The following is a 13,206-nucleotide window of genomic DNA, read 5'->3' on the forward strand; positions in this document are numbered from 1 at the left end:
TAATAATAATCACTTGATAAAGAGAAGGAGTAGATTATTATGAAAGTATGTCCACTTTGTAATAAACTTGATAGTATAGATTATTATTGCATTATATGCCATGGTGTAATGGTAGATAAGGGAAGAGTGGAAGAATATATAGATCCCTATGGACCTCAACTACCTATAATGGATAATGAGGATGGTTGCCTACATTTATATGAATGCTCTATTTGTAATAAACTAGAGAGGAAAAGGATAGATAAGGTAAATATGTAGTGTAATATTGCATTAAATGAAGGAAAACATTCATTTTTCACAAAAACTCTATTGTATATACTATCGATAATATTATATAATAGAATTTAATTTAGGTTGGTAAAAATTTTATAAGGGGGAAAGGCTAATGGAAAAGACCATAATACAATATCAGAAGGCTTTCAATGGTCTTGTAGATAAGTTAAAGGCTAATAATTCAGTTCTTGCTGTGATGGTTTTCGGTTCAGTTGTTACCGGTGATTTGTGGGATAAGTCAGATATAGATCTTTTTGTAATTGTAAATGAAAAAGTATCTAACATAAAAAACATATATACAGAAGAAAAAGGGGTTCCTGTACATATAAAGTTGATGAGCAAATCTAAATTCAGTCAAATGTATGATGAAGACTTAAAAGGGGGCTATATGCATAGAATATTTGCTTCATCGAGGCTTGTATTTTCAAAGGACTCTGAAATAACTTACACTTATGATAATGGTAGATATTATCCTGACCTAGATAGAGAGAGATGGAATATGGTTTATCTAGGGAATTTATTAAAGAGCATTGGTGTGTGTAAAAAATATCTTTGCAATAATGGTATATATACAGCTTATTCATCTTCAATAAAAACTGCTGAAGAGTATGCAAAATTATATGTAAATTCAGTAGGATACATGATAAGCAAAGACGCTATGATCATGGCTGTTAATTTAAATGATAAATTTAAAGAAAAAGTAGATAAGTTATTTTTTGATAAAGAAGAAGTAAAAAATGCAATAGAAGACTTGATAAAATACGTTGAAGAAAATATAGATTTAAACTTAAAAAACTTAGCTTCTATACTATTAGAGTATATGAGAGAAAAAGATGCACTTTTAAGTGGAGAGGATATAAAAAAGTCTGTATTATTTAATAACTTTGATATACACATAGAAGAGATATTAGAAAAATTATGTGAAAAAGATATATTAAAAAAGGATACAAGGGATTATAAAACCTCAGATGGAAAAGTTTTATTTAAAGAAAATGTTTATTTTGCATAATTACCAAGAGCTGCTTTTAAAAGTGGCTCTTTTGTTTTGTTTAGAAATATATACGAATATTATATAAGTGTGCTTTATCATAATTCGGTATAATTAAGTACAATATAAAAATATTTTTTAAAATTATTCGTAAAAACCCTTTTATTAAGATTTGTTTTATATTATAATAATGTTGAAAATACATTTTATTAATAATTTAAAATATATAAAAAACTGTAGGAGTGATTTTGAGTGAATAATAAAATTAGAACTCTCTTTGTTGAAAAAAAAGAAGGCTTTGCTTTAGAAGGGGAACATTTGCTACAGGATTTAAGAAATAACTTAAATATAAAAGGAATAAGCAATATTAGAGTAATAAATCGTTATGATATTAGTGGTGTTAATGATGAAGAATATGAAGTAGGGAAAAAATTAGTTTTTTCAGAGAGAAATGTAGATAATATTTATGATGAGAAATTTCCCTTTAAGGAAGAAGATAGAGTATTTTCTGTAAGATATCTTCCAGGACAATTTGATCAAAGGGCGGACTCTGCTCTTCAGTGCATGCAGCTTTTAATTGGGAAAGAAATTCAGATTTTAAGTTCAAAGGTTATAGTATTAAGTGGAGATATAAGTGAGGAAGAATTTATAAAAATCAAGAATTACTATATAAATTCAGTTGATTCAGGGGAGATTTCATTAAAAAAGCCAGAGGAATTGACTTTATGGACTGAACCTGCAAAAGATATTAAAATTTTAGATGGATTTATACATATAAAAGAAGAGGAATTATCATGTCTATTAGAGGCAGAAGGATTTGCTATGAGTATAGAGGATTTAAAATTTGTCCAAAGCTATTTTAGGGACGAAGAAAAAAGAAATCCTACTATTACTGAAATGAAAGTTATAGATACTTATTGGTCAGATCATTGCCGTCATACTACCTTTCAGACAATTTTCAATGATATTACCATAAAAGATGGACATTATTCTAGTGCAATAAAAGAAACATATGAAGAATATTTACAATGTAGAAAAGATGTTTACCAAGATAATTATAAACCTATGTGTTTAATGGATTTAGCCACCATAGGAATGAAGGAATTAAGAAAAACAGGAATGTTAGAAGATTTAGATGTATCAGATGAAATAAATGCTTGCAGCATTAATATAAAAGTAGATGTAGATGGTACTTACGAAGATTGGTTATTGATGTTTAAAAATGAAACTCATAATCATCCAACAGAAATAGAACCTTTTGGAGGAGCAGCTACTTGTGTTGGAGGAGCTATTAGAGACCCACTCTCTGGAAGAGCTTATGTTTATCAAGCTATGAGAGTTACTGGTAGTGGAGATCCTAGAACTAAAGTGGAAAACACAATAGAAGGAAAGCTTTCTCAAAGAAAAATTACTATAGGAGCTGCCAATGGTTATTCCTCTTATGGAAATCAAATAGGGTTACCAGCAGGTCAAGTGACAGAAATATATGATGAAGGATATATAGCAAAGAGAATGGAAATAGGAGCGGTAATTGCTGCTGCACCAAAAGAAAATGTAGTTAGAAAGAAACCGGTAAAAGGGGACTTGATAATTTTATTAGGAGGTAGAACTGGACGAGATGGCTGTGGAGGAGCTACAGGTTCTTCTAAAGAACATACAGAAGAGTCCATAAAGAATTGTAGTTCTGAAGTTCAAAAAGGTAATGCTCCAATGGAAAGAAAAATTCAAAGATTATTTAGAAATCCAGAGGTTAGTAGAATTATAAAAAAATGCAATGACTTCGGAGCAGGTGGGGTTTCTGTAGCAATTGGGGAGCTTTGTGAAGGATTAAATATAAACCTTGATTTAGTACCTAAAAAATATCATGGTCTTGATGGTACAGAATTAGCTATTTCAGAATCCCAAGAAAGAATGGCAGTAGTTGTAGCAAAAGAAAATGTAGAAAAGTTTCTAATATATTCTAAAGAAGAAAATTTAGAAGCTACTGTAGTAGCAGAAGTTACTGATGACAATAGACTAAAAATGAGCTGGCGTGGGAAATGTATAGTTGATTTAAGCAGAAAATTTATAGATACAAATGGAGTAACAGGAGTTATTGACGTAGAAGTTAATTCTCCAAATAGGGAGGAAAACTTCTTTACAAAGATTAAAAAAGATAGAATAAGTGGAGATATTAAAAAAGATTGGATAAATCTTTTAAGTGATTTAAATATTTGTAGCCAAAGAGGTTTAGTGGAACGTTTTGACTCTACCATTGGAGGGGGAACAGTGTTAATGCCTTTTGGTGGGAAATATCAAAGAACACCAGCGGAAGGTATGGTAGCAAAAATACCACTATTAGAAGGGAAGACTAATACTGGATCCATAATGACTTTCGGTTTTAACCCAAGACTTTCAAAGTGGAGCCCATTCCATGGAGCTACTTACGCTGTAATTGAATCCTTAACTAAAATAGTGTGCTGTGGAGGAAATTATAAGTCTACAAGGTTAACTTTCCAAGAGTATTTTGAAAAATTAAATGTGGATGCTGAAAAGTGGGGCAAGCCTTTTACAGCATTATTAGGAGCGCTAAAAGTTCAAAGGGAATTTAAAATAGCTGCCATAGGTGGTAAAGACAGTATGTCTGGAACATTTAAAGATTTAGACGTTCCTCCTACATTAGTATCCTTTGGAGTAAGTACTTTGGATATAAAAAATGCTATATCTCCAGAGTTTAAAGAAACAGGAAGTGTAATAGTTCTCTTACCACATATAAGAAAAGAGCATGATATGCCTGATTTTAAAGGATTAAAGAAAAATTATTCTAAGGTTACCCAATTAATAGATAGGGGTCTTGTGCTATCTGCATCAAGCGTGAAGTATGGAGGATTGGCAGAAGCATTAAGTAAAATGGCTTTTGGAAATGAAATAGGTTTCAATTTCATCACTAAAATCAAGGGAGAGGAATTGTTTGAACCTCAATATGGATCTATAGTATTAGAATTAAGGGATTTAGAAAATATAGATGAATTGTTTGAAGATGTAGAATTTAAAATATTAGGAAAAACCATAGATGAATTTAAAATTAAACTAATGGAAGAGGAAATTGATTTAAAGGAAGTATTAAAAGCATATGAAGAACCACTTGAAGATATATTCCCTACAAAAGGAAAGGAATATAAGAACTCTATAGAAGAAAAACTTTATAATAAAGGTTCAAAAATTTCACCTATGATTAAAGTCCCAAAACCAAGAGTCTTTATTCCAGTATTCCCGGGCACAAATTGTGAATATGATTCATCCAGAGCCTTCAAAAAAGCTGGTGCAGAAGTTTCTACTTTTGTATTTAGAAATGCAAGCTCGATGGATGTTGAAGAATCCATAAAAGAAATGGTAAAAAATATTCAAAAGTCAAATATTATTATGCTTCCAGGGGGATTCAGTGCTGGAGATGAGCCAGATGGTTCAGGAAAGTTTATAGCTACGGTATTTAGAAATCCAAGAATTAAGGAAAGTGTATTGGAATTATTAAAAAATAGAGATGGATTAATGCTAGGAATATGCAACGGCTTCCAAGCTTTAATAAAATTAGGATTAGTACCTTATGGAGAAATTGTAGATATAGAAGAGAACTCGCCAACCCTTACTTACAATGGTATTGGAAGGCACGTATCTCAAATGGTGACCACTAAGGTTGTTTCTAATCTTTCACCATGGCTTTCTAAGGTGAAAGTTGGAGATATGCATACTATTCCAGTATCCCATGGGGAGGGCAGATTTGTAGCTAATATGGATGTGGCAAAAGAACTTTTAGAAAAGGGACAGATAGCAACACAATATGTAGATTTTCAAGGAAATCCTACTTATGATATAAGATTTAACCCAAATGGATCTTTATATGCGGTTGAAGGATTGACTAGCCCAGATGGAAGAATTCTTGGAAAGATGGGGCACTCCGAAAGAAAGGGAGAACATGTTGGTAAAAATATATTAGGAGAAAAGGATCAGCTTATTTTTGAAGCTGGAGTAGAATATTTTAAATAGGAGGAAAAGTCATGAAGGTTGGGATTATTTTTGGAAGTAAATCAGATATTAATAAAATGAAGGGAGCGGCAGATGCTCTAAAAGAATTTGATGTTCAGTACAAAGCTTATATTTTATCCGCTCATAGAGTTCCGGAAAAGTTAAGCGAAACTATTGTAGAAATGGAGAAAGAAGGGGTAGAGGTAATTATAGCTGGAGCAGGACTGGCTGCTCATCTACCAGGGGTTATTGCTTCACAGACTATTTTGCCTGTTATAGGGGTTCCAATAAAGGCAGCGCTAGATGGAATGGATTCTCTTTTATCCATTGTTCAAATGCCTAAATCCATACCAGTGGCTACGGTAGCCATAGATAATAGCTATAATGCTGGCATGTTAGCAGTTGAAATTTTATCAATTAAATATAGCGATTTAAAAGAAAAGTTAAAAACTTATAGAAAAAATATGAAGAAAAAATTTATAGAAGAAAATTGTGAAGGTATTGAACTATAGAAGAAAAAATAAAAAGGTATTGAATTGTAAAAAATTTAAAATGAGAGAGGAAAGATGATATGTTCCTTGAAGATGATAAATTTAAAGATGAATGTGGAGTTTTTGGAATATACTCAAAGGATAATTTAGATGTGGCAACCATTACTTATTATGGTCTTTATGCTCTTCAACATAGGGGACAGGAAAGCGGTGGCATAGCAGTTTCCAATATGAAAGATATTAAGATGGAAAAAGGAATGGGATTGGTTAGTGAAATGTTCGATGAAAATAAGTTGAAAAAATTAAAGGGGAATATTGCTATTGGACATGTTAGATATTCTACTACAGGTTCAAGTAACATTAACAATGCTCAACCTTTGTTAAGTGAATTCAAATTAGGATCTCTTGCCATAGCTCACAATGGAAATTTAGTAAATTCCGATGTGATTAGAGATTTATTAGAGGATGCAGGATGTGTTTTCCAAACTGCTATAGATTCAGAAGTTGTAATTAATTTAATAGCAAGAGCATATAAAAAAGGAATTGAAAAAGCATTGTTAGAGGCAGTTCAAGCAGTAAAAGGCTCTTATGCCATGGTAATTTTAACAGAGAATAAATTAATAGGAGTAAGGGATCCTTATGGAATTCGCCCACTGTGTATAGGAAAAATTGGGGACAGTTATATTTTATCCTCTGAAAGTTGTGCATTAGATTCTGTTGGAGGAGAATTTATAAGGGATGTGGAGCCAGGAGAAATGGTAGTAATTGATGATGGTGGATTAAAATCAATTAAATACCAAGAAAAAACCAATTGTAAAACCTGTGCTTTTGAATATATATACTTTGCAAGACCGGATAGTAATATAGATGGTATCGATGTTTATCAATCAAGAATTAATGCAGGACATGAACTATATAAAGAATATCCAGTGGAAGCGGACATTGTTATAGGAGTACCGGATTCTGGTTTGGTGGCTGCTATGGGATTTTCAAAAGCTTCAGGAATACCTTATGGTATGGGATTTATAAAAAATAGGTATGTGGGAAGAACTTTCATAGCTCCATCTCAGGAGATGAGAGAGAAGGCCGTTTTTGTAAAATTAAATGCTTTAAAAGTGAATATTCAAGGAAAGAGAGTAGTTTTAGTAGATGATTCCATAGTTAGAGGTACTACTAGTAGAAAGTTAATTGAACTACTGAAAAAAGCAGGTGCTAAGGAAGTGCATTTTAGGGTTGCTGCACCGGTGGTGGAATATCCTTGTTATTTTGGGATAGACACACCATATAGAGATGGACTTATAGGAGCGCAAATGAGTGTAGAACAAATAAAAGATGAGCTTGGATGCGACTCATTAGGATATTTAAGTATTGAAGGACTATTAAATGCCCTAGGAAAAGATAAGGGGTTCTGTCTTGGATGTTTTGATGGCATATATCCAGTATCGGCACCTTTAGAAGTATCAAAAGAGCGCCTTGAAGGAAGGTAGGTAATTAATTATGAATAGTATGTATAGCCAAAGTGGAGTAAATATTGAAGAGGGGTATAAATCCGTATCCTTATATAAAAAACATACGGAGAGGACTCTAATACCAGGAGTATTAAATGGACTTGGTAGCTTTGCTGCCATGTTTGAATTAAATAAATTTAAAAAATACAATAATCCAGTATTAGTATCTGGTACCGATGGAGTAGGTACAAAATTAGATATAGTTTTTAGACTACAAAAATACGATACAATTGGAATTGATGCAGTGGCAATGTGTGTCAATGATATATTGTGCCATGGTGCTGAGCCAATATTCTTTTTAGACTATTTAGCCTGTGGTAAATTAAAGGCTGAGGTGGCAGCGGATTTTGTAAAAGGTGTAACGGATGGATGTTTTCAGGCTGGTTGTGCTTTAGTAGGAGGAGAAACCGCTGAAATGCCAGGGTTTTATAGAAATGGAGAATATGATATTGCAGGCTTTGCGGTAGGTGTAGTGGAAAAAGAAGATATAATAGACGGAAGCAGTATTAAGGAGGGGGATGTACTTATAGGAATAGAATCCTCGGGAGTACATTCCAATGGATTTTCTCTAGTGCGCAAGCTAATTCCGGATTTAACTATTGATTTTAACGGTAGAAGTATAGGAGAAGTATTATTAACACCTACTAAGATTTATGTTAAACCTATAATAAAATTAATTAATAGTTTTAAAATAAAGGGTATGGCACATATTACTGGAGGAGGATTTTATGAAAATATTCCTAGAATGTTTAAAGAAAATTTAACAGCAGTAATTCGCAAAGAAAATTTAGTTATCCACCCAATTTTTAAATACATTCAATCTCTAGGGGTTTCAGAGGGAGAAATGTTTAACACATTTAATATGGGGATAGGCTTTGTGTTATGTGTGGAAAAAGAGAGTGTTAGTGATATAATAAATTTCTTAAACAATGAGGGGTTAAATGCTTGGGAAATAGGCCATGTTGAAGCTGGAGGAGAAGGAGTATGTATAAAATAGCAGTACTTGTATCAGGCAGTGGTAGCAATCTACAAGCGATAATAAACAATATAGAAGATGGAGATTTAAACTGTAAAATACAATGTGTAATCAGCGACAAACCAGAGGCCTTTGCTATAACTAGAGCTAAGGAAAAAGGCATAGACACCTATGTAATTGACAAAAGAGAGTATAAGGATGAATTAAGTGATAGAATATTAAGCTTAATAGAGGGAAAAGTAGATTTAATCATATTAGCAGGATTTTTATCCATATTAAAAGGAAAGATTATTGAAAAGTTCAAAAATAAGGTGATCAATATACATCCATCATTAATACCTTCATTTATGGGAAATGGTATGTATGGACTAAAAGTACATAAAACTGCTATTGAATACGGAGTCAAAGTAACAGGATGTACAGTTCATATTGTAGATGAAGGAACAGATACAGGACCTATTATAATGCAAAAAGTAGTACCTGTAATGGAGAATGACGATGAAGTGTCTTTACAGAAAAGAGTTTTAGAAGAGGAACATAAAGCTTTATCAGAGGTTATAAGCTTATTTATAGATAATAGAATAAAAATTCAAGAGCGTAAGGTATTTATTATATAAATTGGAGGTAGTTTCATGATTAAAAGGGCTTTAATAAGTGTATTTTATAAAGATGGAATATTAGAATTGGCTAAATTTCTTCAGGAAAGAGGAGTAGAGATAATATCAACAGGGGGAACCTTTAGGTATTTAAAGGAGAATGGAATAGAGGTAATAGATGTAACAGAAGTTACAAATTTTCCTGAAATGCTAGATGGAAGAGTGAAAACCCTAAATCCATATATCCACGGTGGTATACTTGCAATAAGAAATAATGAAGAGCATATGAAAACTATTAAGGCTCATAATATTACCACAATTGATATGATAGTTGTGAATTTATATCCATTCTTTGAAAAGGTAAAGGAAAACTTAAGTTTTGATGAAAAAATAGAATTCATAGACATAGGTGGTCCAACAATGCTTAGGAGCGCTGCTAAAAATTTTAGAGATGTAATAGTATTATCAAATACAGGAGATTATGACAAGGTTATAAGACAAATAGAAGAGACAGGAGATGTGGATTTTAACACTAGAAAATTTTTAGCTGGTAAGGTGTTTAATTTAACCTCAGCTTATGATGCTGCTATCAGTAGCTTTATGTTAGAGGAAGAATATCCAGAATTCCTTAATTTATCATATAAAAAATCCATGGATTTAAGGTATGGTGAAAATAGCCATCAAAGAGCAGCCTACTATGTTTCTACTGTAGAGGACGGGGCTATGAAGGATTTTGAACAGCTAAATGGAAAAGAATTATCCTACAATAATATAAAAGATATGGATATTGCGTGGAAGGTAGTAAATGAATTTGAAGAAATAGCTTGTTGTGCTGTTAAACATAACACCCCTTGTGGAGTGGCCCTAGGGGATAGTGTTAAAGAAGCCTATATAAAAGCATATGAAGGTGATCCTATATCCATTTTCGGAGGTATAGTAGCCTTTAATAGAAAAGTGGATAAGGTTACAGCAGAACAATTAGTGGATATATTTCTTGAAATAGTTATAGCTCCTGATTTTCATGAGGATGCTCTAGAGGTTTTAAAAAATAAGAAAAATCTAAGAGTGATTAAATGTAAGTTTGCACCTAAAGATGGAGTAGAGGTGGCTAAAGTAGATGGTGGTATATTAGTTCAAAGTGTTGATGATAAGCTCACGGAAGAAATTAATGTGGTAACTGAAGCTAAGCCAACAGAGGATCAATTAAAGGATATGGTTTTTGCTATGAAGGTTGTGAAGTATGTAAAATCTAATGCTATTGTAATTGTAGAACATGGAAAAACCCTTGGAATTGGCGGTGGACAAGTAAATAGAATTTGGGCGGCAAAGGAAGCTTTAGAACGCTCAGGAGGTGGAGCGGTACTTGCTTCAGATGCTTTCTTCCCTTTTAGTGATGTTGTTGAAGAAGCAGCGAAGTATGGAGTTAAAGCTATAATTCAACCAGGGGGAGCTATTAGGGACGAAAAATCTATAGAAGCATGCAATAAAAGTGATATTGCTATGGTGTTCACTGGTATTAGACATTTTAAACATTAATCCTATGAATTATGATAATAGGGAGTGAATAATAAAATGAAGATATTAATAATTGGTTCCGGGGGAAGAGAGCATGCTATAGCTTGGAAGGTTTCACAAAATCCTTCTATAGAAAAAGTATATTGTGCCCCTGGAAATGGGGGAACGGCTTTAGAAAACAAATGTGAAAACATACCCTTGAGTAAAATAGATGAATTAGTAAATTTTGCGCTAAGAGAAAAAATAGATTTGACTATAGTTGGACCAGAGATATTTTTGTGCGAAGGAATAGTAGATGAGTTCAAAAACAATGGACTTAAAATATTTGGCCCTTCTAAAGCAGCAGCTAAATTAGAGGGGAGTAAATCCTTTGCAAAGGATTTTATGAAAAAATATGGTGTAAAAACCCCAGGTTATGAAGTGTTTGATGAGGCAAAAAAGGCTATAAATTATCTGGAAAACTGTGATTATCCTGTGGTAATTAAGGCAGATGGATTAGCTTCTGGAAAAGGAGTTGTAATCGCTAATAATAAAAAAGAAGCAGAAGATACGATAAATGCATTTATATTAGATGATATATTCAAAGGTTCAGGAAAGACTGTAGTAATAGAAGAATTTCTTCAAGGAGTGGAGGCATCCATATTATCGATAACCGATGGAGAAAGCATTATACCTTTTATATCTGCAAAGGATCATAAAAAGATTTTTGATGGAGAAAAAGGACCTAATACAGGTGGCATGGGAGTTATAGCTCCAAACCCTTATTGTACCGAGGAAGTTTTAGAAAAGTTTAAAAAAGAAATAATGGAACCTACCTTAAAGGGAATAAAGGAAGAAAACTTAGATTTTACTGGAATTATATTTTTTGGTTTAATGATAAATCAAAAGGGAGTATATTTACTGGAATACAATATGAGAATGGGAGATCCAGAAACCCAAGCAGTTTTACCTCTCATGAAAAGCGATTTAGTAGATTTAATAGAAGAGGCTCTTGATAAAAAGCTAAATGGTTTTAATATAGAATGGAAGGATTTAAGTTCCTGTTGTGTTACTCTAGTATCAGATGGATACCCTGGGGAATATAAAACTGGTTTTCCAATTAATATAGAAGAGTGCGAAAATAAAGAGTGTAAAAATAATGAAGTTAAAAATTTTATTGCAGGAGCTGTATTAAAAGATGATGGACTAGTTACCTCTGGGGGAAGGGTTTTAAATGTAACCTCTTTAGGAGAAAGTCTTCAAGAAGCCAGAGAAAAGGTGTATTCTAATATAAATAAAGTTAATTTTCAAGGAGCTTATTATAGAAAAGATATAGGAGATGTTTAAATATTTGAATGTGCGCTAATGAATGAGTTAGCGTGCATTTTTATTTTTAGGAAGGATAAAAAAGATTATAATATAAAATATAGTGTATAATTAATATAAGATTTAACTTGGATAGGGGTTTAGTGTTATGGAAAAATATTTAATAGATTTAGAAGGGATTGAAATTGCCAAGTATAAAAAAATTGCACAACATATAAAAAAATTAATAGATGATAATAAGATAAAAGATGGAGAAAAGCTACCAGCAATAAGAAACCTTGCAAGCATATTAAGGGTTAATAATGTAACTATAGTCAGTGCCTATAATAAACTAGAAAATGAAGGATATGCTGTTCAAAAAATAGGTAGCGGCACCTATGCTAAAAGAAAAGAAATATCCGTAAATTATAAAAAAAGATACAGCGAAGTTGTGAGAAAAATAAGCAGTGAAAAATCTAGAAAATACATAGACTTTTCAGGGGAGGCAGCAAGTAGTGATCTCTTTTCAGTATCCTCCTTTAAAGATGTAATTAATAAAGTATTAGAGAGAGATGGAACAGATGCACTAGTTTATCAAGAAGCACTTGGATATGAAGGATTGAGAGAGAATATAGACAAGTATTTCTGGAATAACAGTATAGGTAAGGAAAATATTTTAATTGTTTCAGGAGCTCAACAAGGTATAGATATAGTCTCTAAGGCTTTGCTAAATGTAAATGATAATGTAGTAGTTGAAAAACCTACTTATGGTGGTGCTTTGACAGTATTTAAATGGAGAAGAACTAATGTTATTGAAATAGATTTGAGAGAAGACGGCATGGACTTAGATCAATTAGAAAAAATATTAAAAAAGAATAAGATAAAGTGTGTATATTTAATGAGCTATTTTCAAAATCCAACGGGCATTAGTTATAGTGCCCAAAAAAAGAGAAGGCTTTTAAATATGGCTGAAATATATGATTTCTATATCATTGAAGATGATTATTTATCAGAGTTAATATATAATGATGATAAATACATAAGCTTTAAGAGTATAGATACTAATGATAGAGTAATATATATAAAGAGTTTCTCAAAAATATTTCTTCCTGGAATAAGACTAGGATATCTTATAAGTCCTAATATATTTAAAGAAAGTATACAAAATTCAAAAGTAAACACAGATATTGCCACATCTAGCTTAATGCAAAGAGTTTTAGATATGTATATAAAGGAAGGTATGTGGAAGGGACATATAAAAAGATTAAATGAAGTGTATGAAGAAAGATACGTCTACATGAAAAATGCGCTAAATTCTCTCCATGAACATATAAGTTTTATTTTGCCAGGAGGGGGATTACATTTTTATGTAAAGATAAAAGATGAATTTATTAATAGTATGGATTTGTTTTATAGATGTGAAAAACAGGGGGTATTAATAACACCAGGTATAATATTTTATAAAAATCCTGAAGAAGGAAAAGGATATTTTAGAGTTAGTTTTTCACAGACAGACCTTCCTACTATAGAGAATGGATTACGAATCATCAAAAGTGTATTTGAAGAATATTAA

Annotated in this window: 10 protein-coding genes; all 10 read left to right on the top strand. The window is 32.0% G+C overall.

The annotated features are described in order from the left end of the window. The first annotated feature begins 39 nt into the window (after window positions 1-39). The 10 genes from KQI86_RS14430 to pdxR all read left to right on the top strand — a co-directional run bounded on the left by KQI86_RS14430 (window position 40) and on the right by pdxR (window position 13,206). A complete protein-coding gene (locus KQI86_RS14430) occupies window positions 40-258 on the top strand; it encodes a hypothetical protein (RefSeq protein ID WP_216440054.1) in 219 nt (72 codons plus the stop codon). A 127-nt stretch (window positions 259-385) separates the two neighbouring features. Continuing rightward, complete coding sequence (locus tag KQI86_RS14435) at window positions 386-1,282, top strand: nucleotidyltransferase domain-containing protein (RefSeq protein ID WP_216440055.1); 897 nt, start codon at window positions 386-388, stop codon at window positions 1,280-1,282. Between the two features lie 231 nt (window positions 1,283-1,513). Beyond that, entirely contained in the window at window positions 1,514-5,284 is a 3,771-nt protein-coding gene (locus KQI86_RS14440) for a phosphoribosylformylglycinamidine synthase (RefSeq protein WP_216440056.1), read from the top strand. A gap of 11 nt (window positions 5,285-5,295) precedes the next feature. Further along, window positions 5,296-5,775, top strand: a complete 480-nt coding sequence (gene purE, locus KQI86_RS14445; RefSeq protein WP_216440057.1) for a 5-(carboxyamino)imidazole ribonucleotide mutase — start codon at window positions 5,296-5,298, stop codon at window positions 5,773-5,775. A gap of 59 nt (window positions 5,776-5,834) precedes the next feature. Next, window positions 5,835-7,241 (top strand): amidophosphoribosyltransferase, encoded by a 1,407-nt coding sequence (gene purF, locus KQI86_RS14450; protein WP_216440058.1) that lies wholly within the window; start codon window positions 5,835-5,837, stop codon window positions 7,239-7,241. A 19-nt stretch (window positions 7,242-7,260) separates the two neighbouring features. Then, a complete protein-coding gene (gene purM / locus KQI86_RS14455; RefSeq protein WP_216440249.1) occupies window positions 7,261-8,259 on the top strand; it encodes a phosphoribosylformylglycinamidine cyclo-ligase in 999 nt (332 codons plus the stop codon). Next, window positions 8,247-8,855 carry a phosphoribosylglycinamide formyltransferase gene (gene purN / locus KQI86_RS14460; RefSeq protein ID WP_216440059.1) on the top strand — a complete coding sequence of 203 codons (609 nt, stop codon included), beginning with the start codon at window positions 8,247-8,249 and terminating at the stop codon, window positions 8,853-8,855. The genes purM and purN overlap by 13 nt, the downstream gene beginning before the upstream one ends. 15 nt (window positions 8,856-8,870) lie before the next feature. Next, window positions 8,871-10,370 carry a bifunctional phosphoribosylaminoimidazolecarboxamide formyltransferase/IMP cyclohydrolase gene (gene purH, locus KQI86_RS14465; RefSeq protein ID WP_216440060.1) on the top strand — a complete coding sequence of 500 codons (1,500 nt, stop codon included), beginning with the start codon at window positions 8,871-8,873 and terminating at the stop codon, window positions 10,368-10,370. Between the two features lie 36 nt (window positions 10,371-10,406). Further along, window positions 10,407-11,675, top strand: a complete 1,269-nt coding sequence (gene purD, locus KQI86_RS14470) for a phosphoribosylamine--glycine ligase (RefSeq protein WP_216440061.1) — start codon at window positions 10,407-10,409, stop codon at window positions 11,673-11,675. 127 nt (window positions 11,676-11,802) lie between these two features. Then, on the top strand, window positions 11,803-13,206 hold the full coding sequence (pdxR, locus tag KQI86_RS14475) for a MocR-like pyridoxine biosynthesis transcription factor PdxR (RefSeq protein WP_216440062.1): 1,404 nt from the start codon (window positions 11,803-11,805) through the stop codon (window positions 13,204-13,206).

This window comes from Clostridium mobile (assembly GCF_018918285.1).
GTDB lineage: Bacteria > Bacillota > Clostridia > Clostridiales > Clostridiaceae > Clostridium_AW > Clostridium_AW mobile.

Excerpts from the sequence above, each read along its gene's own strand:
- KQI86_RS14430 (WP_216440054.1), top strand. The coding sequence starts at position 40 with ATGAAAGTATGTCCACTTTGTAATAAACTTGATAGTATAGATTATTAT.
- KQI86_RS14435 (WP_216440055.1), top strand. The coding sequence starts at position 386 with ATGGAAAAGACCATAATACAATATCAGAAGGCTTTCAATGGTCTTGTA.
- purE (WP_216440057.1), top strand. The coding sequence starts at position 5,296 with ATGAAGGTTGGGATTATTTTTGGAAGTAAATCAGATATTAATAAAATG.
- purF (WP_216440058.1), top strand. The coding sequence starts at position 5,835 with ATGTTCCTTGAAGATGATAAATTTAAAGATGAATGTGGAGTTTTTGGA.
- purM (WP_216440249.1), top strand. The coding sequence starts at position 7,261 with ATGTATAGCCAAAGTGGAGTAAATATTGAAGAGGGGTATAAATCCGTA.
- purN (WP_216440059.1), top strand. The coding sequence starts at position 8,247 with ATGTATAAAATAGCAGTACTTGTATCAGGCAGTGGTAGCAATCTACAA.
- purH (WP_216440060.1), top strand. The coding sequence starts at position 8,871 with ATGATTAAAAGGGCTTTAATAAGTGTATTTTATAAAGATGGAATATTA.
- purD (WP_216440061.1), top strand. The coding sequence starts at position 10,407 with ATGAAGATATTAATAATTGGTTCCGGGGGAAGAGAGCATGCTATAGCT.
- pdxR (WP_216440062.1), top strand. The coding sequence starts at position 11,803 with ATGGAAAAATATTTAATAGATTTAGAAGGGATTGAAATTGCCAAGTAT.